The organism is Kitasatospora sp. GP82 (assembly GCF_029892105.1).
Classification (GTDB): Bacteria; Actinomycetota; Actinomycetes; order Streptomycetales; family Streptomycetaceae; genus Kitasatospora.
The window spans coordinates 122,288-145,206 of sequence record NZ_JARZAJ010000006.1; the positions used below are offsets into that span (position 1 = coordinate 122,288).

Consider the following 22,919-nt stretch of genomic DNA (forward strand, 5'->3'; position numbering starts at 1 on the left):
CGACTCCCAGGAGTTGACGGACCACCATGACCTCTCAGCACCCTTCCAAGCCCAGCCCCCGCGAACGCCTCAGGGAGGCCCAGCTGCGCGAGGCTCGCGCCGCCGCAGTCCGCCGCCGGGTCGTGGTCGGCGCCTCGATCGTCGGTGTACTCGCGCTGGCCGGGGCCACCACCCTCGCCATCAGCACCGCCGACAACGGCAGCGGCACCGGCAGCAGCGACAGCGCCAAGACCCTCTCGGTCTCCACCGCCCTCGTCACACCCGCCAACACCGCGGGCCAGAACGGCACCGTGGTCGTCTACGGCAAGGCCGACGCCCCGCACACCCTCCAGGTCTACGAGGACTTCCGCTGCCCGATCTGCAAGCACTTCGAGGGCTCGGCCGGACCGGCCGTCCAGCAGCTGGCCGACAGCGGCACGTACAAGATCGAATACCACCTGGCGGCCTTCCTCGACGACAACCTCGGCGGGCAGGGCTCGAAGAACGCCCTGGCCGCCGTCGGCGCAGCGCTCGACGAGGGCGGCGTGGCGAAGTTCAAGCAGCTGCACGACGTGCTCTACGCCAACCAGCCGGACGAGCGCGTGGACGGCTTCGGCAACGTCAACCGCATCCTCGACCTGGCCTCCCAGGTGCCGGGCCTGAAGACCGACGCCTTCACCAAGGCCGTCACAGAGGGCACCTACCGGCCCTGGGCGAGCAAGGTCGCCACCGCCTTCAACAGCAGCGGTGTGACGGGCACCCCGACCGTCAAGCTCGACGGCAAGGCGCTCGAACTCTTCGACCCCAAGGGCACCCCGCTGACGGGCGAGCAGTTCACCGCTCTCGTCCAGCAGACCATCGGCGGCTGACGCCATGGCCACAGCGACCCCGATCGGCGCGAGCCGCGCCTACGCCGTCCTGCTGACGGTCTGCGGTGCACTGGGCCTGGCCGCCTCGGCCGAGCTCACCGTCGACAAGATCCGGCTGCTGCAGAACCCGGGCTACGTGCCCGGCTGCAACATCAACCCGATCATCAGCTGCGGCTCGGTCATGCGCACCCCGCAGGCCGAGGTCTTCGGTTTCCCCAACTCCCTGATCGGCCTGGTCGCCTTCGCGGCCGTGCTGGCCGCCGGAGTCGGACTGCTCGCGGGCGCCACCTACCGGCCCTGGTTCTGGTGGAGCCTCCAGGCCGGTACGGTCCTCGGCCTGGGCTTCGTGCTCTGGCTGATCAACCAGGCCCTGTACGAGATCGGGGCGCTGTGCCCGTACTGCATGGTGGTCTGGGCCGTGGTCCTGCCGCTCGGCTGGTACACCCTGCTCCACAACCGCCCGGCCTGGCGAACGGCGGCGCGCTACCACTGGACACTCCCGGCCCTGTGGTACGTGGGCATCGCCCTGCTGATCCTGAACCGCTTCTGGTACTACTGGCGCACCCTGCTGTGACCCCTGACCGTCCGGGCCCCGAGCATGGCGCGGGGCCCGGGCGGCTCATCGGAAAGCCCCGAAGACATACCGCAGTTGACGGTACGTCAGGATGCCGGGACCCCCAGCAGCTTGCCCATGCAGACGCTCTGCGGGTGCTCCTTGTAGACGCCGAACTTGGTGATCGGCCCATATCCCTCGGAGGCGTACAGCGCCAGCGCCTCCGGCTGCTCGGTGCCGGTCTCCAGCACCAGCCGGGTACGGCCGGCCTCGGCAGCGGTCCGCTCCAGGTGGCGCAGCACCGCACGGGCCAGACCCCGGCCGCGCGCCGACGGCGAGACGTACATCCGCTTGAGCTCCGCGTCACCGTCGCGCAGGCCGCCGCTGCCGGCCTCCTTGACCCGCCAGCCGCCGCAGGCCACCGGCCGCCCGTCGAGGTAGCCGACCACGAAGAGACCGGCCGGGGGATCGAAGTGGTCGGGGTGCATGACCGTGACGTCGACCTCGCCGTAGCGGCGGACGTACTCCTGCTGGACCTCGGCGGACAGCTGCTCGGCGTCGGGGTGGCCGTACCCGGTGGTGCGTATCTCCATGGTCGGCAAGCCTACGACCCGGCCGACGACGCACCGGAGACCTGACCCCCGGCCTTGCGGTCAGCGGCCCTCGAAGCGGGCCACCAGGTCCTCCTTGCCGAACATCCGGGCGGTGTCCAGAGCGGAGGGCGTACCGGCCTGCGGGTCGGCACCGGCGGCCAGCAGGGCGGCGATGACCTTCTCCTCGCCCTTGAACACGGCCCCGGCCAACGGCGTCTGACCCCGGTCGTTGAGCTGGTCCGCGTCGGCGCCGTGCGCCAGCAGGGCCGCTACGGTCTCGGCGTGGCCGTGGTAGGCGGCGAGCATGACCAGGGTGTCGCCGCGGTCGTTGGAGAGGTTCGCGGGGGCACCGGCATCGAGGTACGAGGCGAGCAGCGCCGTGTCGCCGGTGCGGGCCGCGTCGAAGAGCCTGCCCGCTAGCTCGATCACCTCGGGGTCGGGGGTCTGCGCGTCCTGCGGCTGCTGCTGGGCTGAGTCGGCCATGACGGCCCTTTCGGATCGGATGCAGTGTCGTACGGCACGGTAGCGGACGACGCCTTGGCCCGGTGGTAACGCATCCATCCGGGCGAACTTTCCTCGGCGAGTGCGCGCGCGACAGAGCGCCCAGGGGACTTGAGAGAGCGGAATTCCAGCTCGGGCAGCGGTCCGCGCGTACACGCCCAATGGTCACCGTCGCGACAGAAACACCCATTTGCCCCGTTCCATCATCTATTACTTTTTGTCACGATTAGGGCACTTTCGGTACTCCCTCTTCCACTCCGTCCCTGTCCCCCCTCAACGAGGAGCAGAGCACGTGATCCTCTCGATTTCCGGCATCGTCCTGTTCGGCACCATCGCCTTCCTCTTCTTCAGGCGCGACGGCCTCAAGCCCTCGCATGCGCTGGTCTGCGCCCTCTTCGGCTTCTACATCGCGGGCTCCTCCATCGCCCCGAGCATCAATGCGGGAGGCGCGAGCCTGGCCAGTCTGCTGAGCGGCATCAAGTTCTGAACCGGCTCCCCTCATCACGGCCCGGGTGCGGATCCCACCGCCCCGGGCCTTCTGCCACCGTCCCGCCCGTCCCATCCGCCCGGGGAGTCAGGAAATGTCCCTCACCCGCCATCTCAACCGAGGCCGCGATCTCGCCCGTACGGCGGGCGACCACGCCTCCGACATGTTCGCCCCGCTCACCGTCATCGGGCGAGGACTGCGCGCCCACACCGACTGGGCCAAGGGCCGCTGGGCGGCCACGCCGAAGGACCGCCGGGGGCCCACACTCTTCCTCTGCGCCGCGGTGCTGCTCGGCGTCTACCTGCTGCCGCACGGCGTGCTGTTCTCCCTGGTCGCCCTGATGGGCAGCGCCGCATGGGCCGGCCGAGCACCCCGGGCCGCCCCCGCGGCGCCCGAACCGGACATCGCCGACCTCAAGCTGGCCGCGCTCTACGCCGCGCTGACCCCCTACCTGGGCGGCCCCGAGGAGTTCTCGCCGCTCTACAGCCTGGACGGCAGCTACAAGTCGGCCTTCAGCTCCTGGGAGTTCGACGGCGAGGGCCGCCTGGCCGCCCTGGACATGGCCTATCCGGCGTACTTCACCGACACGGAGCCCGGCGCCCGGACCCGGATCGAGCAGGTCGTCCAGGGCAAGGCGGGCCGCTCCAGGGAGTACCGCTTCGACTGGGACGAGGAGTGCAACAGGCTGCGGATCACCGCCCTCGCCCCGCTGCCCACCGACATCGCCGCCCAGCTGTTCGTCACCACGCCCGGCGAGATCGTGCTGGGCTTCACCGACGAGCTGGGCAGCCGCCGGACCATCCCGGTCCACCAGGGCGGCACTACCGCCCAGCAGCCACCGGTGGTGTGGCGGACGGGCGCGCGCTCCGCCGAGCCCCACCTGCTGGCGCTCGGCACCGCAGGCCACGGGACCTCCACGCTGATCCGCTCGATCGCACTGCAGGCGCTCCCGTACGGCGACCTGGTGGTGATCGACGGCGCGGGCACCGGTGAGCACGCCTGCCTGGTGAACCGGCCCGGCGTGTACACCGTGGAGACCAGCCTGCACGGCGCACTGGCCGCACTGGAGTGGGTCGCCAGGGAGACCGAGCGCCGCCTGGCCGCCCTCAACGCCGCCCGCCAGCACGGCGTCGCCGCCCCCGAGGACGTCACCCGCCCGCTCTGGCTGCTGCTCGACCACCCCACCGAGCTGAGCGAGCTGGCCCACGCGGAGCGCCGCCCGGACCCGCAGGAGCTGCTGGAGATCCCGCTGCGGCAGGGCCGGGCGGCGCGCGTGACCGTGGTGCTCGCCGACGACCTGGAGGCCAGGGACCGGATCTCCCCCACCGTCCGGGCCACCACCCGGGCCCGCGTGGTGCTCGGCCCCGCCGGTGCCGAGGTGGCGCACCAGGCGCTGGGCGCCCCGCTGGACATCACCCCGGCCGCACAGATGCCCGCCGGACGCGGCTACGCCAGGATCGGCACCGCGCCCCCGGTGCGACTCCAGATCCCGGCCACCGTGGACCCGCTGGACGACGAGGCGCCGGCGCAGCTGCGGGACGCGGTGATCGCGCTGCTGCCGCACCGGGACACCAGGACCGAGGCGGCGGCCCAACCACCGGCCCAACCACCGGCACAGCCGCCGGCCCCGGCCGGGGCCTCTGCGGTCGGGCTGACGAAGGACGCCTCGCCGGTGCGCCCGCGTCCGGTCTCATGACTGGATCCCGATAAACTTGAGCAGCCGTCACTGGGCCGATTTGCTAGCTGTGTGCACAATCAGTGGCACTCTGGGTGATATTTAAGCTCAGATGTGACAAATCGGGCGACGATGGGTACAAACAGGGGCGGCACGACAGGCGACGCATGTCCCGGGACGGGAATCTTCGTCGACGGCCGAGCGTTGACCGAACGACGATGACAGCGACCACTAGTCCTGTGGGCCATAAGCCCGGGAGGCACGATTCATGAGCGAGCGAGCTCTCCGCGGCACGCGACTCGGGGCCACTAGCTACGAGACCGACCGTGGAATCGATCTGGCTCCCCGCCAGACCGTCGAGTACGCATGTCAGAACGGACACCGATTCGAGGTTCCTTTCTCCGTTGAGGCGGAGATTCCCTCGATCTGGGAATGCCGTTTCTGCGGCCAGGAGGCCGTCCTGCTCGACGGCGACGAGCCGGAGGAGAAGAAGACCAAGCCGACACGTACCCATTGGGACATGCTGATGGAGCGTCGGACGCGGGAGGAGCTGGAGGAGGTGCTGGCCGAGCGGCTGGCGGTCCTTCGCTCCGGTGGGATGAACCTCGCCGTTCACCCGCGCGACACCCGCAAGAGCGCGTGATCACCCCCTCCGCCTCGGCGGAGGGTACCGAAGGGGCCCCGGGCAGCTGCCCGGGGCCCCTTCGGCGTTCCGTCCCGCAGCCAGAGCAGGAGCACGCAACGCCCAGGGGGTCGCGAGGCTCAGCCGGTGATCGGCGGGCGGTAGTCGGTGTTCGGCCCGGTGGGACCGGCCGGGGGATCGACCACCTCGCCGTGGATCACCTTGCCGTCGGGCCGGTGGATGCGCAGCTGCTCCTGGAGCCGCATGGCGTCCGAGAACGCGTCGGCCCCGGCCGGGGCGGTGGAACGCAGCACTGTGCGGGCGAAACGGCGCCCAGCAGCCCGCCAGAGCGCCCTGGTCGGCGGCAGCAGCAGGGTCAGTCCGAGCAGGTCGGACAGGAAGCCCGGCAGGATCAGCAGCAGGCCCGCCAGCACGGTCAGGCTGGCGCCGGTCTGCGGCTGCGGGGACTGCGGCTGCCGCGCCCCAGGGCGGCGGCTCTGCTCGACTGCCGCCGAGAGTGCCTTCAGCCCGGCCCGCTTGATCAGTGAGCCGCCGAGGAAGACCCCCGCCACCAGCAGGATCAGCACCGTGAACCAGCCGACCGCAGTGGCGACGACGGTCAGCAGCCAGATCTCCAGCACCAGCCAGGCGGTGATCAGCAGTGGCAACAGCCGCCGCAGACGGCTGCGCGGGACGGGACGGACCGGGGTAGCTTGCTGGGTCACGGTACGAATCCACTCCATCGCGGTGCTCTCCGCGCCGGTCAGCGGACTCCGACGGCGACTGCGGCACCTGTCTCGCTCAACGGTTCGCCGTCCGCCGGTGTTCCGGCCGGGCCGCCACCGCTGCGACGGCGCCGGACGCCGCCGGCGGCGACCGCTCCGCAGGCCAGCAGGCCCGCGATGGACAGCGCCCACTCGGGTGCGGCCCCAACCCGGTCGGCCACCGTCCTGGCGTCGCGCAGCGGCACCACGGCATTGAGCTCGGCCGGGGTGAGCTCCTGGGTGCGGCTGACCACCGAACCGTCCGGGGCGATGATCGCGCTGATCCCGCTGGTCGCGGCGATGAGTACGGCCCGGCCGTGCTCCACCGCCCGCAGCCGGGACATCGCCAGCTGCTGGTCGGGTTGGCCGCTCTCGGCATAGGTGGCGTTGTTGGTCTGCACGACCAGCACCCGGCCGCCGTCGTTGACGGTGTCGCGGACGATCTCGTCGTAGGCGACCTCGAAGCAGATCACGTCGCCGATCCGGGCCGGGCCGAGTTGCAGCACACCGTCGTGGGTGCCCGGGTAGAAGTCGCGGGCGACCCGCTGCAGGCGGGTGATGACCTTGGAGAGCTCGGCGCGGAACGGCACGTACTCGCCGAACGGCACCGGGTGCTGCTTGGTGTAGAAGTCGCCGGGGCCGGTCTTCGGGTCCCAGACGATGCCCTCGTTCTGCACATGCTGGTCGTCCGGGCCGTCCACCAGGGTGCCGACCAGGGTGGGCACCCCGATCGCCTTCACGGCCTGGTCGATCCGCTGGTACGCCTCCGGGACGGCGAACGGGTTGAGGTCCGAGGAGTTCTCCGGCCAGATCACCACGTCCGGGCGATCGGCCTTGCCCGCGGCCACATCGGCGGCCAGGCGTTCGGTGGCGGAGGCGTGGTTGTCGAGGACCATGAACGGGCGGCCGAGGAAGTCCATGCCGGGGTGCGGCACGTTCCCCTGGACGACGGCCACCTTGACGGTGCCGGCGGCCCCGGTCGGCACCGGGACGGCGTACCCGGCGAGAAGCGCCGTCACGGCCCCGGCGCCGGCCAGCGCGGCGGCCCTGGGGCCGGGACGGGTCCCGCCCCGGCGCAGCCGGAGGACGGCGTACCCGAGCAGGGCGCCCGACAGGGCGACGGCGAAGGTCACCAGCGGGGCGCCGCCGAGCGCGGCCAGCGGCGTGAACGGGCTCGCCGTGTTGGCGAAGGCCAGCCGCCCCCACGGGAAACCGCCCAGCGGCAGCCGGTCGCGGGCCCACTCCTGCGCGACCCAGAGGCAGGCCGCCCAGAGCGGCCAGGCGCGCAGCCGGGAGGTCGCCGCGAGCGCCGCGCCGAGCACCACGACGAACAGCGACTCCAGCAGGGCGAGCCCGACCAGCGCGTCCGGGCCGATCACCCGGATCCAGTCGAGCAGCAGGAGGAAGAACGGGAAGCCGAACGCGAAGCCCGTCCACATGCCCTGGCGGGCCGTGCGGCCCCTGGTCAGCAGGGAGAGTGCGGTCACCGCCAGGACGGACAGGGGCCACAGGCCGTACGGCGGGAAGGACAGCCCCAGCAGCAGACCGGCGGCAACGGCCAGCCCCGTCCTGGGAAGTCCGGCGCGGACCTTGGCCAGACGGCGCTTCAGCCGTCCCGGTCCCGGTTCGGCGACGGCCCCGACCGTCTCCGGCTCCGCTGCCGGCTGCTCCTGCTGTCCAGGCAGTGCCACCTGCGCACCACCTTCCTGGCTGTGCATACCGCTCGCTCCGCGAGTGCCGTCCGATAGACCGGGCCGCTCGTCACCGAGAGCCGTTCGGAAGAAGGTACCCCGGACCGGTACCACCTGACCCCAAGGGTGCCTGATCTCACGGGCCAGGGCTCTCAGGGGCAAGGGTGAGCACTTCAGGGGCGCGGGGCCCTGTTCGGTCACCCCTTGCCGCTGAGAGGAAGGCCTGCTCCTCAGAGCCGGTGGACGGTGCGGCCTCGGACGACCGTGCGCAGGCAGGTCGGGAGGGGGACGCCCGGGGTGAGGTCGGGCAGTCCCGGGGTGCCGGAGCGGGGGTCGGTGGACCAGCCGGCGACGCGGTCGTCGGGGGCCTGGACGACGAGTTCGTCCACCTCCCAGATCGCATAGCTGGCGACCGCGCCCGGGACCAGAACGCCGTCCTGGTCCCGGCCGAGCGCGCGCCAGCCGCCCCGGGTGTGCGCGGTGAACGCCGCGCGGACGGAGATCCGGTGCTCGGGCGTGCGGTGGAAGGCCGCCGCCCGTACGGTGCCCCAGGGGTCGAGGGCGGTGACCGGTGCGTCCGAGCCGAAGGCGAGCGGCACCCCGGCGCGCAGCAGCGCGGCGAACGGGTTGAGCCCCGCCGCCCGCTCGGCACCGAGCCGCTGGACGTACATGCCGTCGGGGCCTCCCCAGGCGGCGTCGAAGGCGGGTTGCACGGAGGCGGTCAGGCCGAACTCGGTGAACGCGGCGATCGCCTTGTCGTCCAGTGCCTCGGCGTGTTCGACCCGGTGCCGCAGCGCCCTGACCCGGGCGACCCCGACCCGTTCCGCGGCGGCCCGGACGCCGTCCAGGACGGCGGTCAGCGCGGCGTCCCCGATCGCGTGGAAACCGGCCTGGAGCCCGGCCTCGGTGCACGCGGCGACATGGTCGGCGACCTGCTCGGCCGTCAGGTAGGCGTTGCCGGTGTGCTCGGCGTCGGCGTACGGGGCGTGCAGGCATGCGGTGTGCGAGCCCAGCGCGCCGTCCACGAACAGGTCGCCGCCCGCGCCCACCGCGCCCAGTCGGCGCGCGGTCTCGATGCCGCCCAGTTCGCCCCAGTAGCCGAAGACCTCGGGGCCGTCGCCCTCCGCCGCGAGGGCGAGCAGCGCGGTCAGGTCCTCCTCGGAGGAGATCGCGGGTCCGCCGCACTCGTGGACGGCGCCGATGCCCAGCTCGGCGGCCCGCCGCAGGGTGGCCTGCTGGGCGGTACGGCGCTGAGCGGGCGTCAGGTGGGCCAGGGCGGTCTGCCGTACGGCATGGTGGGCGTCGCGGGTGAGCGGGGCCGTGGGGTGGTGGCCGGGCAGCTCGGTGAGGCCCTCGGTCAGCTCGCGCAGGGCGGTGGTGGCGAGGGCGGAGTGCACGTCGGTGCGGGAGAGGTAGACGGCCGCACCCCTGGCGGCGGCGTCCAGCTCGGCCAGCGTCGGGGGACGGCCCTCGGGCCAGCCGCTCTCGTCCCAGCCGTGACCGATCAGCACACCGCCGCCGGCGGGCCCGGCGAGCGCGGGCTCGGTGAAGGCGGAGATCCGCTCCAGGGCCTCGGCGAGCGAGGGGCAGCCGGTGAGGTCGAGGCCGGTCAGTGCGAGGCCCGCCGAGGTGGCGTGCACATGGGCGTCCACGAAGGCGGGGGTGACCAGCGCACCGGCCAGGTCCACCACCTCGTCGGCGGTCGAGGCGTACGCCTCGGCGGCGCCGTCGCTGCCGACCCAGGCGATGTGTTCGCCCTCGACCAGCATCGCGGTGGCGAACGGGTCGGCGGGGCTGTAGACGGCGCCGCCGCGCAGGAGCACGGTCCGGTTGGTGCGTTCGGTCATGGGCCTAAGTCTGCACCCGCACGGACCCGCTCAGATCTTCGGGGGGCGCGCCTCGTACGGCGTGGAGAGCACCACCGTGGTGCGGGTGGAGACACCGGCGGCGCTGCGGATGCGGGTCAGCAGGTCCTCCAGGTCGCCGGGGGCGGCGACCCGCACCTTGAGGATGTAGTTCTCGTCACCGGCCACGCTGTGGCATGCCTCGATCTCGGGCAGCGCGGCCAGCCGCTCGGGGGTGTCGTCGGGCGAGCTCGGGTCGAACGGTTTCACCGAGATGAAGGCGGTCAGCGCCAGGTCGACCAAGTCCGGGTCGATGATCGCCGTATAGCCCCGGATGACGCCGCGCTGTTCGAGGCGGCGCACCCGCTGGTGCACCGCCGAGGTGGACAGGCCGGTGGCCTTGCCCAGGTCCGTGTAGCTCATCCGGCCGTCCTGCAGAAGCAACTGGACGATGTGCTGATCGAGATCCTCCACAAGGCGCAAACCTACTGCCCCGCACCCCCGCTTGCCGACCGGTGCAGGCAATTTCGCTCCGGCCCGCTTCCGGGCTGTCGCCGGCACCGCGGTGGCCGTCCCGGACGCACGCGTCCCCACCGCCGGTTCGTACCACCCCTGATGGGACCGGAGCGCGAGCCCCAGCAGATCCGGCGCATGAACGGGGCATGTGCCAAAGGAATGTGGCGAACGACACACTTCGTGCATCACAGTGCACCGCAGTGCAGGGTTATGACACTCCGTCGGAGGGAAGTGCTGGTTGTGGCCAGGGCCGACGCGAGCCCGGTCCGATCCGAGGGGGATCACCATGCCTGCTACTGACCAGCGTTCCCGCGCCGCGGAGGACGACGAACGCCTCGACCGCGCCGCCGACTTCGATCTCACCGGGTTCCCGGGGGTGGACCCGGGCGAGATGGACACCTGGGAGATCGCCCGCGTGCACTGCCCGGAGTGCGACCGCTCGATCGCCCTCGTCGGCGACGAGGAGCGGCTCCCGCAGCACGCCGTACTGCCGACCGCCTGGCACCCCTTCTCCCCCGCGCTCTGCCCCGGCTCCGGTGCGCCCACCGACGACCTGGCCGAGTGCGACGACTTCCTCACCGACTTCGCCGCCCCCGGCGCGGAGGCCCTGCTGGCCCTTCCCGCCGAGCTGGACTGGCGCACCCAGCCGTTCTCGCACGTGGGCGGTCCCGGCGCGGTGCCGGTGACCCGCGCGAACGTCCCGGCGCAGCGCGCCCGGGGCGGCCTGGTGCGGCGCTGACGCGTCTCCGCGGCCGCGGGACCCGATCAGCCACGTACCACCCGGGGCGCGGGGCTCTGCGCGACCAGGCCTCTACGGAGGTGCATGGTTGTTCGCGCAGTTCCTCGCGCCCCTTGGGCACGGCATGGTCGACGCCCGGCCGAACAGGCCCCGGCGGGGTTACTTGCCGCTCAGGTGCCGCCCGATCACCAGGCGCTGGATCTGGTTGGTGCCCTCCACGATCTGCAGCACCTTGGCCTCGCGCATGTACCGCTCGGCCGGGTAGTCCTGGGTGTACCCGTACCCGCCGAGCACCTGCACCGCGTCCGTGGTGACCCGCATCGCGGCGTCCGTGCAGAAGAGCTTGGCCATCGCCGCCTCCTTGGAGAAGGCCAGTCCGCTGTCGCGGCGGCGGGCGGCGGACAGGTAGAGCGCGCGACCGGCCTCGATCTGGGTGGCCATGTCGGCGAGCATGAAGGACAGGCCCTGGAAGTCCGCGATCGGCCGGCCGAACTGCTGCCGGGTGCCCGCGTAGTCCACGGCCAGGTCGAGCGCGGCCTGGGCCACGCCGATCGCACAGGCCGCGATGCCGAGCCGACCGGAGTCCAGCGCGGACAGGGCGATCTGGAAGCCCTGGCCCTCCTCGCCGATCAGCCGCTCCCGGTTCACCCGGACCCCGTCGAAGTGCAGCTGGGCGGTCGGCGAGCTCGTCATGCCCATCTTGTGCTCCGGCGGCGCAGCCGACAGGCCCGCACCCCCGGCCGGGACGAGCAGGCAGCTGATGCCCCGCGCGCCCTCCTCCCCGGTCCGCACCATCGCGCTGTAGAAGTCGGCGTACCCGCCGTGCGTGATCCACGCCTTCGTCCCGCTCACCACGTACTCGTCGCCGTCCAGCTCGGCGCGGGTGCGCAGCGCGGCGGCGTCGGAGCCGGACTGCGGCTCGGAGAGGCAGTACGCGCCGAGCTGCTCGCCGCCCAGCATCCCCGGCAGCCAGCGGTCGCGCTGCTCCTGGGTGCCGAAGGTGGCCAGCGCGTGGCAGGAGAGGGTGTGCACGCTGACGCCGAGGCCGACCGCCAGCCAGCCGGCCGCGAGCTCCTCCAGGACCTGGAGGTAGACCTCGTACGGCTGCTCGCCGCCGCCGTAGCTCTCGCTGTACGGGAGGGAGAGCAGCCCGACCTCGCCGAGGGTGCGGAAGACCTCGCGCGGGAAGCGGCCGGCCGCCTCGTCCTCGGCGGCGCGCGGCTGGAGTTCGCGCTGGACCAGGTCACGGGTGAGGCTCAGCAGTTCGCGGGCCTCGTCACTGGGCAGCTGGCGGTCGACAGGCTTGGCAGGGGCGGGGCTCATGACGGAACGGGCCTCCTCGATCGGGCGCCGGGCCCCGGGGTCACAGGGCGCGGCACGGCAGGTGTGTCGGACCGGCACCGGGTTGCGGTGAACGGCCGTTCACTGGCGTGGCGAAGCGAGTATGCCCGATACCGAGCAGTCCGTCACGACCTGCGGCGGAGCACCGCCCGTAGAGTGGGTTCGTGGTTGATCCGGACAGCTTTGCAAAGCTCGGCGACGACTCTGCGGAGGTCGGAGCCGCTGTCGGCGCTGCACAGCCGCAGCCGGACCCGGCCCGGAGGCCTGGCGCCACGGCCGCAGCCGGTGTGCGGTCCTGCGGCAGCGCGGACGAGGCGAGCGCTCTGCCGGCGCTCGCGCGTCGGCTGCTCGCCCTTCCCCCGTCCTGCGGGCCGGTCCGGGTGGTGGCCGTGGACGGGCACGCCGGCGCCGGGAAGACCACCTTCGCGGCCCGGCTGGCCACCGCGCTCGGCGGGGCGCCGGTGCTGCACCTGGACGATCTGGCCACTCACGCCGAGCCGTTCGGCTGGGTCGGGCGCCTGCGGGAACAGGTCCTCGACCCGCTGGCGGCCGGTCGCGACGCCGAACACCGGGTCTACGACTGGACGTTGCGCCGCTTCGCCGGACGGCGGCAGGTCCCGCTCGCCCCGGTGGTGCTGATCGAAGGTGTCGGCTCCGGCCGGCGCGAGCTGCGGCCCCGGCTGGCACAGCTGATCTGGATGGAGCTGGACGCGGCCGCCGCCCGCGCTCGCGGAGAGCTGCGCGACGGACCGGAGTTGGCCGAATTCTGGGCCGGCTGGGCCGCTGCCGAGCAGGCGCACTTCGCGGCCGACCCCAGCCGTCCGTATGCGGACCTCCGGGTGGACGGACTCACCGGCCGGATCCGTTTCACCACCTTTGATGATTCCTTGTCCGGCCCTTGACCTGGGGCGTCGTCAGCACGTAAGTTCTCCCCGTCGCGAGCCGGTTGATCTCGCAACAGCGAACGCGGCACCTCCGACTCGTTCCCCCGTGGGCCGGAGGTGTCGCGCTCCTTCACCTACCGCACCGCTCAGTTCACCTGCCGCGATCGACCGCAGCCAACGCGTTCCGGTCGAAGTCCAACGACCCGGCGGGCACTCCGATTTGACAGCGTGCGACACCCTTCCGGATCAGCCCTGCGCCGGTACGATTCCTGACAGGCACGGATGCGTGCACGGGGGCGTCGGCACGGGCGGGCACCACCCTGCCACCCCCAGGCCCTGGCCGCCGGGCCTCGATGCACAGAGCGGGGGGCGTGAGTGACGGTGGAAAGTTCCAGCACGAGCGGGCCGGACCGGCTCGCCGACCGCGCCTGGCTGCGCGCCATGGACGCCTATGCCGCAGGGGCGTACGCCAGGGCGGAGGAGGAGTTCCGCGCGGCCGTGCGGCTCGACCCCGGTATGGCCGACGCCTGGCTCGGCCTGCACGCGCTGCGCTGCGACACCTCGGGCGCACTGCTGGCGATGTACCGCAACCAGGGCCGCTTCGGCGAGCAGCGAATCCGCCACCGGCGGCCGCTCAGTTCCTGGTACTGGCTGGGCTGGTGGGTGCAGCCCGCCCTGGAGGACGCCCGGGACCTGACCCTGGCCCACGCCTCGCACTGGCTCGACGGCCGCCACCTGACGGAGCTCGACCGGGCGCTCGCCGCCTGCCCGCCGCCCCTCCAGGACCCCTCGGTCCGCTTTCTGCACGCCTGCCGCTCCTACCTGCTCAAGGACTGGGAGCAACTCATCCGCGACACCGACCAGTTGCTGGACGATCCGCTGCTCGGCATCGAGGCCGGGCTGTTCGCCGGAATGGCCCGGGTCCGTCTCGACATGTGCGCCCAGGCCCAGCGGCCGCTCGCCGCCTCGCTGGCCCGCTGCCGCTCGGAGCAGCCGCAGCGCAAGGAGCTGCGCTACTGGCTGGCCCGCGCGTACGAGGGCGCCGGGCGCAGCGCGGCCGCTCTGCCGCTGTACCGGGCGGTGCACCGGGCGGACCCGGCCTTCATGGACACCGCGGCCAGGCTGGCGGCGATCACCGCCGAGGACGGCGTGATCGAGGGGCTGCTCGGCGAGGATCCGGGGGACGATCGGTCGCCGGGTGAACTCGCGCTCGCAGAGGCCGACTTCGAGGCTGCGAGCGCGGACGGCGCCGAGCCGGTCGGTGAGTACGGTCCGGACGTCGACTACCAGTCCGGGTCCGACGCCGAGGGCGGGTACGGGACGGACGGCGAGGGCGGGTACGGGACCGAGCAGAGGTACGGGACCGACGGAGGGTACGGCCCGGGCAGCGAGTACGCCAACGACGGCGAGTTCGGCGCGGAGACGGACTACCGGATCGGCGAGACGTACGCCGGTCCGACCGCCACGGGCGCACCGAAGCCCCGGACCGCCGCCGAGCGGTCCGGCGGGGTCGCCGATCCCGGCGCGGGGCCACCCTCCAGAGGCGACGGCGGCGAGCGCGCCGCGCCGCCCGGCGGGCCCGCCCGCAGGAGTGGGCTGCGCGGCCAGCAGGGGCTGGACGCGGCACTCGCCGCCCTGGAGCAGATGGTCGGCCTCGACCCGGTCAAACGCCAGGTCCGAGCACTGTCGGCGCAGTTGCGGATGTCGAGACTGCGGGCCGAGCAGGGCCTGCCGGTGCAGCCGCCGAAACGTCACTTCGTCTTCTCGGGCCCCTCGGGCACCGGGAAGACCACCGTCGCCCGTATCCTCGGGCAGGTCTTCCACGCCCTCGGCCTGCTCTCCGGCGATCACCTGGTGGAGGCCCAACGAGCCGACCTGGTGGGCGAGTTCCTCGGTCAGACGGCCGTCAAGGCCAATGAGCTGATCGACTCGGCGCTGGACGGCGTGCTCTTCATCGACGAGGCGTACAGCCTCTCCAACTCCGGTTACAGCAAGGGCGACGCGTACGGCGACGAGGCCCTCCAGGTCCTGCTCAAGCGGGCCGAGGACAACCGCGACCGCCTGGTCGTCATCCTGGCCGGCTACCCCGAGGGCATGAACCGCCTGCTGGCCACCAACCCCGGGCTCAACTCCCGCTTCACCACCCGGGTCGACTTCCCCAGCTACCGCCCCACCGAACTCACCGCCATCGGCCGCACACTCGCAGCCTCCGGCGGCGACGGCTGGGACGAGGACGCGGCCGAGGAGCTCGCCAGCATCTGCACCCATGTGGTCCACGAAGGCTGGATCGACGAGCTCGGCAACGGCCGCTTCATCCGCACCCTCTACGAAAAGTCCTGCGCCTACCGGGATTTACGCCTCTCCGCCCTACCCGGCCTGCCCACCCGCGACGACCTGGCAACCCTGCGCCTGCCCGACCTCCTCCAGGCCTACGGCGAACTGATCGACGGCCGCCGCTAGCCCGTCGGCGACCGCGTTGCCCGGCCATGCACTTCCCAGAGGCGCGAGGCACTGCGCGAGGAACCCTGCACCGCGTCAGCCGAGGAAGGCCGCCACCGTGCGTGCGAAGCGGTCCGCGTCGTCCAGCCACGGGAAGTGCCCGCCTCCCGGCTGGACAGCGGTCTCGCCCTTCGGGAAGAACGCTGCGGTTTCCTCGGCGACTGCGGGCAGTGGGCCGCCGTCCAACTCGCCCGCCAGGAGCAGAACCGGTGCAGCGAGGCGAGCCAGCGCCTCCTTCGTGGCGAGCGGGTCGAACGCTTCCTCGCCGAAATGACGCTCGGCGGCCTCGAAGTTGCTCTGCCCGGCGCCGGATGCGGCGCGTGCCTGTGCGGCGGCGTCCCAGCGACCGTAGAAGAACGGCTCGACCGCCTCCCAGTCCTCGTCCGTCTCGGAACCGGCGCGGGTTTCCTCGGGCTGCCGAGGGGGTGGTCAGGCTCTGGCGACCTGGCGGTGGTCGGGGTCGTGCATCTCGCCGACCAGCTCCTCCAGGACGTCCTCCAGGGCGACCAGGCCGAGCTTGCGGCCGTCCGCGTCGACCACGGCGGCCAGGTGGGCGGCCGCCCTGCGCATCGCGCCGAGCGCGTCGTCCAGCAGCATGGTGCCGACCAGGACGGTGACCGGGCGCCAGAGGCGGGAGGGCACCGGAGCGGCCGGCTCCTCGACGTCCAGGATGTCCTTGACGTGCAGGTAGCCGCGCAGCGTGCCGTCCTCGTCGAGCACCGGGAAGCGGGAAAAGCCGGTGCGTACGGCCAGCTCCTCGATCTCCTGGGCGGTCACCGAGGGACCGACGGTGACCAGTTGGTCGGCGTGCAGCAGCACGTCGGTGACCGGGCGCCGTCCGAGCTCCAGCGCGTCCTCCAGGCGTTCCTGGCGGCTTTCGTCCAGCAGGCCGGCCGCGCCGGAGTCGGCCAGCAGGTGCAGCAGCTGCTCGTCGGTGAAGACGGACTCGACCTCGTCCTTGGGCTCGACCTTGGCCAGCCGCAGCACGCCGCTGGCGAGGGCGTTCATCAGCCGGATGACCGGGTCGAACCAGCGGGCGAGGCGGTCCAGCGGCGGGCCGAGCCAGAGCGCGGCCCTCTCGGGACCGGCGAGCGAGATGTTCTTCGGGACCATCTCGCCGATCACCATGTGCAGGAAGACCACCAGCGCGAGCGCCAGCGCGTAGCCGACCGGGTGGACCAGCGACTCCGGCATGCCGACGGCGTGGAAGGGGCCTTCGAGAAGGTGGGCGATGGTGGGCTCGGCGAGCGCGCCGAGCAGCAGCGAGCAGACGGTGATGCCCAGTTGGGCGGCGGCCAGCATCGCGGAGACGTTGGACAGCGCGTGCAGTACGGTGCGGGCACGCTTGTTGCCGGCCTCGGCGAGAGGTTCGATCTGGCTGCGGCGGACCGAGATCACCGCGAACTCGGCGCCGACGAAGAAGGCGTTGCCGAGCAGCAGCAGGATCGAGGCGGCCAGTTGCAGGGCGCTCATCGGTCCGTCTCCTCATCGTCGTCGGCGGGCAGGCGTTCGATCAGCACCCGGCTGGTGCGGTGCCGCTCCACGCCGAGCACGGTGAACCGCCAACGGGGCAGTCCCGCCTGTTCGCCGGGGGCGGGCAGCTTGCCGAGCAGGTCTGCGAGCAGGCCGCCGAGCGTCTCGTACGGTCCGTCGGGGGCAAGGAGGCCGATGGTCTCCAGCTGGTCGAGCCGGGCGCGGCCGTCGGCCTCCCAGACCGGGTGGCCGTCGACGGACGGCAGTTGGCGCAGTTCGGGGGTGTCCTCGGGGTCGTGCTCGTCCTGCACCTCGCCGACGATCTCCTCGACGATGTCCTCGATGGTCACCACGCCGGCCGTGCCGCCGTACTCGTCGACCACGATGGCCATCGGCTGCTGGCGGCGCAGCTGGTCGAGCAGGCGCTCGGCGGGCAGGCTCTCGGGGACGAGCAGGGGCGGCGAGGCCAGTTCGGTGACCCGGGTCGTGGCGCGCAGCTCGGCGGGGACGCCGAGGGCGTCCTTGAGGGTGACGGTGCCGGTGACCTCGTCCACGCTGTGGCCGTAGACCGGGAAGCGGGAGAGGCCGGTGGCCCGGGTGAGGTTGAGGACGTCGGCGGCGGTGGCGTCGCTCTGCAGGGCGACGACGTCGACACGCGGGGTCATCACGCTTTCGGCGGTCAGTTCGCCGAGGCCCAGAGTCCGGACGAAGAGCCGCGCCGACTGCTCGTCTATCGCCCCCGCCTTGGCGGAGTGCCGGGCGAGCGAGACGAGTTCGGCGGGGGTGCGGGCGTGGCCGAGCTCCTCCAGGGGCTCAAGGCCCATTGCCCGGACGATGCGGTCGGCGGAGCCGTTCAGGAATCCGATCAGCGGGCGGCAGACGGCCGAGAAGGCGCGCTGCGGGCCGATCACGGCGTAGGCGACCTGAACCGGCCGGGAGATCGCCCAGTTCTTGGGGACCAGCTCGCCGATCACCATCTGCACCACGGTGGCCAGCAGCATGCCGACGATCACGGCGGCACCGGCGGCGGCGGACTCGGGCAGTCCGATGCCGGTGAGCACCGGGGTGAGCAGCGTGGAGAGCGCGGGCGCGGCGAGCATGCCGACCACCAGGGAGGTGACGGTGATGCCGAGCTGGGCGCCGGAGAGCTGGAAGGAGAGCTGGCGCAGGGCCTTGGCGACCCCGGCCGCCTTGCGGTCGCCGGACTGGGCGGCGCGTTCGACGCTGCCTCGCTCGACGGTGACCATGGCGAACTCGGCGGCCACGAAGAGGCCGTTGGCGAGGATGAGCAGCAGAGCCGCGAGCAACAGCAGCCAGGCGGTGATCACAGTGCCGCCTGCCGTCCGTGGGTCGGAAGTGAGGCGGCGCGGGTACTACCGGACGGATCGTCCATCGAGGGGAGGTGTCACTCCTCAGGTCGGGGCTTCACGGGCAGGGTGCTTTGCCCTGGCTTTACCAGCGTAGACGATACCCGTGCGAGTGTAAGGACCTTGATCCAGGAGGTCGTGGCAGCACGCCCGGACGCTCTCAGCGGGACGTCCCGCGCTCCTCGACCAGGTCGCGCAGCGTGCGGGCGGCACGGATGGCCTGCTCGCGCCCACCGCCGGGCTGGATGCCGACGGCGGCCAGTGCGGTGCCGTCGGCGAGGTCGAGGTTGACCCACGGGTCACCCTGGCGCAGGTTGACCCGGACGATCTCCGGCCAGGCCAGACGGCGGCTGCGGACGAAGTTGACCACCGTGACGCCCTCGGCGTCGGCGCGCACCCTGGGCCGGGCCAGCATCAGGCCGACCCCGGCGAACAGCAGACCGCTGAAGACCATCGCCACCCGGTCGTTGAGCTGCCAGCTGTCCGGCAGCGCGAAGGCGATCGTGCTGAACAGCACCACGATCACGGCGCAGAGCGGGAGCAGCACGGCCCGGTTGCGGCGCGGCGCCCAGGTGACCGGGAGCTCGACGCACGGGGCGGGCGCGGTGGACTGGACAGGCTGGGCGGGGGTGGACACGGTGGTTCTCCCGAAGCCGGGCGGGGGCGTCGGCGGGCCCCCGCCCGATGGATCGTCGGTACCGGGGCAGGTCAGATGCGGCAGGCGTGGATGTTGGTGACCAGGATGGCGCGGGCGCCGATCCTCCAGAGGTCGTCCATGATCCGCTGGGCCTCCTTGCGGAGCACCATGGAGCGGACGGCCACCCAGCCCTCGGTGTGCAGCGGGGAGACGGTCGGCGACTCCAGGCCCGGGGTGAGCGCGACGGCGGCGGTGACCTTCTCGGCGCGGATGTCGTAGTCCATCAGCACGTAGCGGCGGGCCACCAGCACGCCCTGGAGGCGGCGCAGGAACTGCTCGACCGCCGGGTCCTCGCCCGCGCCCTTGGGGCGCACGACCACCGCGTCGGAGATCAGGATCGGCTCGCCGAAGATCTCAAGACCGGCGTTGCGCAGGCTGGTTCCGGTCTCCACCACGTCCGCGATCACGTCGGCGACGCCGAGCTGGACGGCGGTCTCGACCGCGCCGTCCAGCTTGGTGACCGTCGCCTTGACGCCCTGCTCGACCAGGTGCTGCTCGACCAGACCGGTGTAGGAGGTGGCGATCCGCAGGCCCTCCAGGCCCTGGACGTCCTTGATCTCGACGCCGATCGGCTTGGCGAAGCGGAAGGTCGAGCCGGCGAATCCGAGCGCGAGCACCTCCTCGGCGTCCGAGGCGGAGTCCAGCAGCAGGTCGCGACCGGTGATACCGATGTCCAGGCGGCCGGAACCGACGTAGAGGGCGATGTCGCGCGGGCGCAGGAAGAAGAACTCGACCTGGTTCTCCGGGTCGACCAGCACCAGTTCCTTGGGGTCCTTGCGCTGGCGGTATCCGGCCTCATGGAGCATCTCCGCCGCAGGACCCGAGAGCGAACCCTTGTTGGGGACGGCGATGCGCAGCATGAGAGAGGAGTCCTTCGCTGTGGAGGGGTTGGTGCGGTGCTCTTGCGTTGGCGGGTGGCGGATGCCGGCGATCAGAGGTCAGAGGTGGGAGTAGACGTCGTCGAGCGTCAGCCCACGGGCGACCATCATCACCTGAAGGTGGTAGAGGAGCTGGGAGATCTCCTCGGCGGTGCGCTCTTCGGTCTCGTACTCGGCGGCCATCCAGACCTCGGCGGCCTCCTCGACGACCTTCTTGCCGATCGCATGCACGCCCTGCTGGACGAGCTGCGCGGTACGGGAGGACGAGGGGTCGCCGGTGGCGGCCTTCTGCTGGAGCTCGGTGAAGAGCTCCTCGAATGTCTTGGAAGCCATGATGAGCTCACCTTACGGCTTGCGGGCTGACCGACGGTAAACGGTCCCGGACCGTGGACAACCGAATGGACGCGACCGGGCACCGGCTGGGCGCGCGGGGCTCTGTCCGATCACGCACGAAGCCGACCGGGCAGAGCCCCGCACCCCTGCACAGTGCCTAGGAGAGCGCGCGCAGCGTCGCCGCGGTGGCCACCGCGGCGGTGACGGCCTCGTGGCCCTTGTCCTCGGCGGAGCCCTCCAGGCCCGCCCGGTCCACCGCCTGCTGCTCGTTGTCGCAGGTCAGCACGCCGAAGCCGATCGGCACGCCGGTCGTGACGCTGACCTGGGTGAGGCCGAGGGTGGCCGCCTCGCAGACGTACTCGAAGTGCGGGGTGCCGCCGCGGATGACCACGCCGAGCGCGATCACCGCATCGTAGCCGCGCTCGGCCAACCGCTTGGCGGCGACCGGGAGTTCGAAGGTGCCGGGGACGCGGACGACCGTCGGCTCCTCGATGCCCAGCTCCTTGAGGGCGCGGTGGGCGCCGTCCAGCAGGCCGTTCATCACCTGCTCGTGCCACTGGGCGGCGACGACGGCGACCCGCAGGTCGGCGGCGTTCTTGATGGTCAGCTCGGGGGCTCCGTGGCCGCTCACGTTCTCGGCTTTCCTCTCGGTCGGTACGACGGGTTTCGGTCGGTGGGGCGGAAGGCCGGGGGTCCGTCCGTCCGCGGAAGGATTCAGCCGGACGGCCTAGTCGTCGGAGTCGAGCCAGGGCAGCTCGTGGCCCATCCGGTCGCGCTTGGTGCGCAGGTAGGCGGCGTTGTGCTCGCCGGGCTCGACGGCGACGGGCCGGCGGCCGTTGACGGTGAGGCCGTACTCGGTCAGCGCGGCGATCTTGTCGGGGTTGTTGGTGAGCAGGGTCAGCGAGCGGACGCCGAGGTCGCTCAGCATCTGGGCGCCGATGCTGTAGTCACGGGCGTCGGCGGGCAGGCCGAGTTCGAGGTTGGCGTCCACGGTGTCCCGGCCCTGCTCCTGGAGCTCGTAGGCTCGCAGCTTGTGGGCCAGGCCGATGCCCCGGCCCTCGTGGCCACGCAGGTAGAGCAGCACGCCCCGGCCCGCCTCGGAGATCTCGCGCAGCGAGGACTGGAGCTGGGGGCCGCAGTCGCAGCGCAGCGATCCGAAGACGTCGCCGGTGAGGCACTCGGAGTGGACCCGCACCAGCAGGTCCTCGGGGTCGACGACCTTGCCGTCGGCGCCGAGGCCGCCGGCCACCAGGGCGAGGTGCTCGACGCCGTCCAGGGTGCCCCGGTAGCCGACGGCGGTGAAGTCGCCGTGCTCGGTGGGCAGGGTGGTGACGGCGGCGCGGTCCACGTGCAGTTCGGTGCGGCGGCGGTAGGCGATCAGGTCCTCGATGGAGATGATCGACAGGCCGTGCAGGCGGGCGAAGGCGACCAGTTCGGGCAGCCGGGCCATGGTGCCGTCGTCGTTGACCACCTCGGCGATCGCACCGGCCGGCGGGAGCCCGGCCAGGCGGGCCAGGTCGACGGCGGCCTCGGTGTGACCGGGTCGGACCAGCACACCGCCTTCGACGGCGCGCAGCGGGAAGACGTGGCCCGGGCGGGTGAGGTCGCCCGGCTCGGTGGCCTCGGTGGCGAGCAGCTTGACGGTACGGGCGCGGTCGGCGGCGGAGATGCCGGTGTCCACACCCTCGCGGGCGTCCACCGAGACCGCGTACGCGGTGCCCTTGCGGTCCTCGTTGACCTGCGTCATCGGGGGCAGCTTGAGCCGGTCGAGCTCGGCGCCGGTCATCGGCACGCAGATCACGCCGGAGCTGTAGCGGATGGTGAAGGCCATCAGCTCGGGGGTCGCGGCGGAGGCCGCGAAGATGATGTCGCCCTCGTTCTCGCGGTCCTCGTCGTCGACCACGATCACCGGGCGGCCGAGCGCGATGTCGGTGATGGCGTGCTCGACCGGGTCGAGGGCCAGGGTGTCGTCCAGCAGCTTGCGGACGTCGGGGTGGGGCTCGTGGACGGGCTGGGTGGTCATGCCGTGGCTCCCTGGAGGACGGCCGTGCTCGCGGCACGGGGAGTGCGGGTGCGCAGCCACCAGGCACGCAGCCCGAGCAGCACCAGGACGAAGTAGATGACGTAGGTCAGGCCGGAGAAGGTGTAGCCGCTGCTGAAGGCGAGCGGTACGCCGACGACGTCGACGGCGATCCAGGCGAACCAGAACTCGATCCAGCCCCGGGCCTGGGCGAACATCGCGGCCAGCGTGCCGACGAATATGTACGCGTCCGCCCACGGGCTCCAGGACAGACCGGGGAAGGCCAGGAAGAGTTCGGCGACTCCGACGGTGGCGAGCGCGGTGGCACCGACCAGCAGGGCGCGCTCGCGCCAGGTGGCGAAGCGGACCTCGATGTCACCGGTGCTGCGGCGGCCGCGCTGCCACTGGTACCAGCCCCACACGGCGGCGACGATGACGATGCCCTGCTTGCCGACCAGCCCGGCCAGGTGGCCGGAGAGGTAGGCGGCGATCAGCACGACGGCGGAGAGCAGTTGGGCCGGCCAGGTCCACATCGAGCGGCGCCAGCCGAGGGCGAGGGCCGCGAGGCCGAGCAGGTTGCCGGCCATGTCCGTC

At 72.3% G+C, this 22,919-nt stretch carries 23 protein-coding genes and 1 pseudogene; 8 read left to right on the forward strand and 16 right to left on the reverse strand.

Going from position 1 to position 22,919, the window contains the following annotated elements:
• Positions 1 to 26 precede the first annotated feature (26 nt).
• Both P3T39_RS08380 and P3T39_RS08385 read left to right on the forward strand, forming a co-directional pair.
• On the forward strand, positions 27 to 848 hold the full coding sequence (locus tag P3T39_RS08380; RefSeq protein ID WP_280696726.1) for a thioredoxin domain-containing protein: 822 nt from the start codon (positions 27 to 29) through the stop codon (positions 846 to 848).
• A gap of 4 nt (positions 849 to 852) precedes the next feature.
• A complete protein-coding gene (locus tag P3T39_RS08385) occupies positions 853 to 1,422 on the forward strand; it encodes a vitamin K epoxide reductase family protein (RefSeq protein WP_280696727.1) in 570 nt (189 codons plus the stop codon).
• A gap of 86 nt (positions 1,423 to 1,508) precedes the next feature.
• Here P3T39_RS08385 and P3T39_RS08390 read toward each other — a convergent pair whose 3' ends face one another.
• Both P3T39_RS08390 and P3T39_RS08395 read right to left on the reverse strand, forming a co-directional pair.
• Positions 1,509 to 1,994 (reverse strand): GNAT family N-acetyltransferase, encoded by a 486-nt coding sequence (locus P3T39_RS08390; RefSeq protein WP_280696728.1) that lies wholly within the window; start codon positions 1,992 to 1,994, stop codon positions 1,509 to 1,511.
• Positions 1,995 to 2,054: 60 nt separating this feature from the next.
• Positions 2,055 to 2,477: an ankyrin repeat domain-containing protein gene (locus P3T39_RS08395; protein WP_280696729.1), complete on the reverse strand. Its 423-nt coding sequence runs from the start codon at positions 2,475 to 2,477 to the stop codon at positions 2,055 to 2,057.
• A gap of 310 nt (positions 2,478 to 2,787) precedes the next feature.
• Between P3T39_RS08395 and P3T39_RS08400 the strand changes: the two genes are divergently transcribed.
• From P3T39_RS08400 to P3T39_RS08410, 3 genes are all read left to right on the forward strand, one after another.
• Positions 2,788 to 2,982 carry a hypothetical protein gene (locus P3T39_RS08400; protein WP_280696730.1) on the forward strand — a complete coding sequence of 65 codons (195 nt, stop codon included), beginning with the start codon at positions 2,788 to 2,790 and terminating at the stop codon, positions 2,980 to 2,982.
• 94 nt (positions 2,983 to 3,076) lie between these two features.
• A complete protein-coding gene (locus tag P3T39_RS08405; protein WP_280696731.1) occupies positions 3,077 to 4,678 on the forward strand; it encodes a hypothetical protein in 1,602 nt (533 codons plus the stop codon).
• Between the two features lie 247 nt (positions 4,679 to 4,925).
• Complete coding sequence (locus tag P3T39_RS08410) at positions 4,926 to 5,300, forward strand: RNA polymerase-binding protein RbpA (protein WP_045300891.1); 375 nt, start codon at positions 4,926 to 4,928, stop codon at positions 5,298 to 5,300.
• A gap of 119 nt (positions 5,301 to 5,419) precedes the next feature.
• On the opposite strand, the gene fxsA is transcribed toward P3T39_RS08410, so the two are convergent.
• The 4 genes from fxsA to P3T39_RS08430 all read right to left on the reverse strand — a co-directional run bounded on the left by fxsA (position 5,420) and on the right by P3T39_RS08430 (position 10,052).
• A complete protein-coding gene (gene fxsA / locus P3T39_RS08415; RefSeq protein ID WP_280696732.1) occupies positions 5,420 to 6,004 on the reverse strand; it encodes an FxsA family membrane protein in 585 nt (194 codons plus the stop codon).
• Positions 6,005 to 6,042: 38 nt separating this feature from the next.
• The gene (gene lnt, locus P3T39_RS08420) at positions 6,043 to 7,653 is read right to left on the reverse strand and encodes an apolipoprotein N-acyltransferase (protein WP_280696849.1); all 1,611 of its coding nucleotides are present in this window, start codon (positions 7,651 to 7,653) and stop codon (positions 6,043 to 6,045) included.
• Between the two features lie 311 nt (positions 7,654 to 7,964).
• Positions 7,965 to 9,581 (reverse strand): amidohydrolase, encoded by a 1,617-nt coding sequence (locus P3T39_RS08425; RefSeq protein ID WP_280696733.1) that lies wholly within the window; start codon positions 9,579 to 9,581, stop codon positions 7,965 to 7,967.
• A gap of 30 nt (positions 9,582 to 9,611) precedes the next feature.
• The gene (locus P3T39_RS08430; protein WP_280696734.1) at positions 9,612 to 10,052 is read right to left on the reverse strand and encodes an Lrp/AsnC family transcriptional regulator; all 441 of its coding nucleotides are present in this window, start codon (positions 10,050 to 10,052) and stop codon (positions 9,612 to 9,614) included.
• A 328-nt stretch (positions 10,053 to 10,380) separates the two neighbouring features.
• On the opposite strand from P3T39_RS08430, the gene P3T39_RS08435 reads away from it, so the two are divergent.
• A complete protein-coding gene (locus tag P3T39_RS08435; protein WP_280696735.1) occupies positions 10,381 to 10,833 on the forward strand; it encodes a hypothetical protein in 453 nt (150 codons plus the stop codon).
• A 159-nt stretch (positions 10,834 to 10,992) separates the two neighbouring features.
• On the opposite strand, the gene P3T39_RS08440 is transcribed toward P3T39_RS08435, so the two are convergent.
• Complete coding sequence (locus tag P3T39_RS08440; RefSeq protein WP_280696736.1) at positions 10,993 to 12,156, reverse strand: acyl-CoA dehydrogenase family protein; 1,164 nt, start codon at positions 12,154 to 12,156, stop codon at positions 10,993 to 10,995.
• A 341-nt stretch (positions 12,157 to 12,497) separates the two neighbouring features.
• On the opposite strand from P3T39_RS08440, the gene P3T39_RS08445 reads away from it, so the two are divergent.
• A complete protein-coding gene (locus P3T39_RS08445) occupies positions 12,498 to 13,076 on the forward strand; it encodes a hypothetical protein (RefSeq protein ID WP_280696850.1) in 579 nt (192 codons plus the stop codon).
• 423 nt (positions 13,077 to 13,499) lie between these two features.
• Positions 13,500 to 15,518, forward strand: a complete 2,019-nt coding sequence (locus tag P3T39_RS08450; protein ID WP_280696851.1) for an AAA family ATPase — start codon at positions 13,500 to 13,502, stop codon at positions 15,516 to 15,518.
• Between the two features lie 75 nt (positions 15,519 to 15,593).
• On the opposite strand, the pseudogene P3T39_RS08455 reads toward P3T39_RS08450, so the two are convergent.
• From P3T39_RS08455 to P3T39_RS08495, 9 genes and pseudogenes are all read right to left on the reverse strand, one after another.
• A pseudogene (locus P3T39_RS08455) lies at positions 15,594 to 15,926 on the reverse strand (alpha/beta hydrolase); the annotation flags it as partial.
• A 60-nt stretch (positions 15,927 to 15,986) separates the two neighbouring features.
• Complete coding sequence (locus P3T39_RS08460) at positions 15,987 to 17,030, reverse strand: hemolysin family protein (RefSeq protein ID WP_280696737.1); 1,044 nt, start codon at positions 17,028 to 17,030, stop codon at positions 15,987 to 15,989.
• Positions 17,027 to 18,358 carry a hemolysin family protein gene (locus P3T39_RS08465; protein ID WP_280696738.1) on the reverse strand — a complete coding sequence of 444 codons (1,332 nt, stop codon included), beginning with the start codon at positions 18,356 to 18,358 and terminating at the stop codon, positions 17,027 to 17,029. The genes P3T39_RS08460 and P3T39_RS08465 overlap by 4 nt, the downstream gene beginning before the upstream one ends.
• 199 nt (positions 18,359 to 18,557) lie before the next feature.
• A complete protein-coding gene (locus P3T39_RS08470; RefSeq protein ID WP_280696739.1) occupies positions 18,558 to 19,034 on the reverse strand; it encodes a PH domain-containing protein in 477 nt (158 codons plus the stop codon).
• Positions 19,035 to 19,105: 71 nt separating this feature from the next.
• On the reverse strand, positions 19,106 to 19,954 hold the full coding sequence (gene hisG / locus P3T39_RS08475) for an ATP phosphoribosyltransferase (RefSeq protein ID WP_280696740.1): 849 nt from the start codon (positions 19,952 to 19,954) through the stop codon (positions 19,106 to 19,108).
• Between the two features lie 78 nt (positions 19,955 to 20,032).
• Positions 20,033 to 20,305: a phosphoribosyl-ATP diphosphatase gene (locus P3T39_RS08480; RefSeq protein ID WP_280696741.1), complete on the reverse strand. Its 273-nt coding sequence runs from the start codon at positions 20,303 to 20,305 to the stop codon at positions 20,033 to 20,035.
• Between the two features lie 157 nt (positions 20,306 to 20,462).
• A complete protein-coding gene (gene ribH / locus P3T39_RS08485; RefSeq protein ID WP_280696742.1) occupies positions 20,463 to 20,936 on the reverse strand; it encodes a 6,7-dimethyl-8-ribityllumazine synthase in 474 nt (157 codons plus the stop codon).
• A 96-nt stretch (positions 20,937 to 21,032) separates the two neighbouring features.
• Positions 21,033 to 22,328: a bifunctional 3,4-dihydroxy-2-butanone-4-phosphate synthase/GTP cyclohydrolase II gene (locus tag P3T39_RS08490; RefSeq protein WP_280696743.1), complete on the reverse strand. Its 1,296-nt coding sequence runs from the start codon at positions 22,326 to 22,328 to the stop codon at positions 21,033 to 21,035.
• Positions 22,325 to 22,912, reverse strand: a complete 588-nt coding sequence (locus P3T39_RS08495) for a nicotinamide mononucleotide transporter family protein (RefSeq protein ID WP_280696852.1) — start codon at positions 22,910 to 22,912, stop codon at positions 22,325 to 22,327. The genes P3T39_RS08490 and P3T39_RS08495 overlap by 4 nt, the downstream gene beginning before the upstream one ends.
• Positions 22,913 to 22,919: the final 7 nt, after the last annotated feature.

What these genes read in the sequence shown, in the direction of transcription:
- hisG (WP_280696740.1), bottom strand. Translation starts at nt 19,954, where the DNA reads ATGCTGCGCATCGCCGTCCCCAACAAGGGTTCGCTCTCGGGTCCTGCG.
- P3T39_RS08380 (WP_280696726.1), top strand. Translation starts at nt 27, where the DNA reads ATGACCTCTCAGCACCCTTCCAAGCCCAGCCCCCGCGAACGCCTCAGG.
- P3T39_RS08480 (WP_280696741.1), bottom strand. Translation starts at nt 20,305, where the DNA reads ATGGCTTCCAAGACATTCGAGGAGCTCTTCACCGAGCTCCAGCAGAAG.
- P3T39_RS08460 (WP_280696737.1), bottom strand. Translation starts at nt 17,030, where the DNA reads ATGAGCGCCCTGCAACTGGCCGCCTCGATCCTGCTGCTGCTCGGCAAC.
- P3T39_RS08385 (WP_280696727.1), top strand. Translation starts at nt 853, where the DNA reads ATGGCCACAGCGACCCCGATCGGCGCGAGCCGCGCCTACGCCGTCCTG.
- P3T39_RS08490 (WP_280696743.1), bottom strand. Translation starts at nt 22,328, where the DNA reads ATGACCACCCAGCCCGTCCACGAGCCCCACCCCGACGTCCGCAAGCTG.
- P3T39_RS08495 (WP_280696852.1), bottom strand. Translation starts at nt 22,912, where the DNA reads ATGGCCGGCAACCTGCTCGGCCTCGCGGCCCTCGCCCTCGGCTGGCGC.
- P3T39_RS08405 (WP_280696731.1), top strand. Translation starts at nt 3,077, where the DNA reads ATGTCCCTCACCCGCCATCTCAACCGAGGCCGCGATCTCGCCCGTACG.
- P3T39_RS08450 (WP_280696851.1), top strand. Translation starts at nt 13,500, where the DNA reads ATGGACGCCTATGCCGCAGGGGCGTACGCCAGGGCGGAGGAGGAGTTC.
- P3T39_RS08435 (WP_280696735.1), top strand. Translation starts at nt 10,381, where the DNA reads ATGCCTGCTACTGACCAGCGTTCCCGCGCCGCGGAGGACGACGAACGC.
- P3T39_RS08410 (WP_045300891.1), top strand. Translation starts at nt 4,926, where the DNA reads ATGAGCGAGCGAGCTCTCCGCGGCACGCGACTCGGGGCCACTAGCTAC.
- P3T39_RS08395 (WP_280696729.1), bottom strand. Translation starts at nt 2,477, where the DNA reads ATGGCCGACTCAGCCCAGCAGCAGCCGCAGGACGCGCAGACCCCCGAC.
- P3T39_RS08425 (WP_280696733.1), bottom strand. Translation starts at nt 9,581, where the DNA reads ATGACCGAACGCACCAACCGGACCGTGCTCCTGCGCGGCGGCGCCGTC.
- P3T39_RS08390 (WP_280696728.1), bottom strand. Translation starts at nt 1,994, where the DNA reads ATGGAGATACGCACCACCGGGTACGGCCACCCCGACGCCGAGCAGCTG.
- P3T39_RS08440 (WP_280696736.1), bottom strand. Translation starts at nt 12,156, where the DNA reads ATGAGCCCCGCCCCTGCCAAGCCTGTCGACCGCCAGCTGCCCAGTGAC.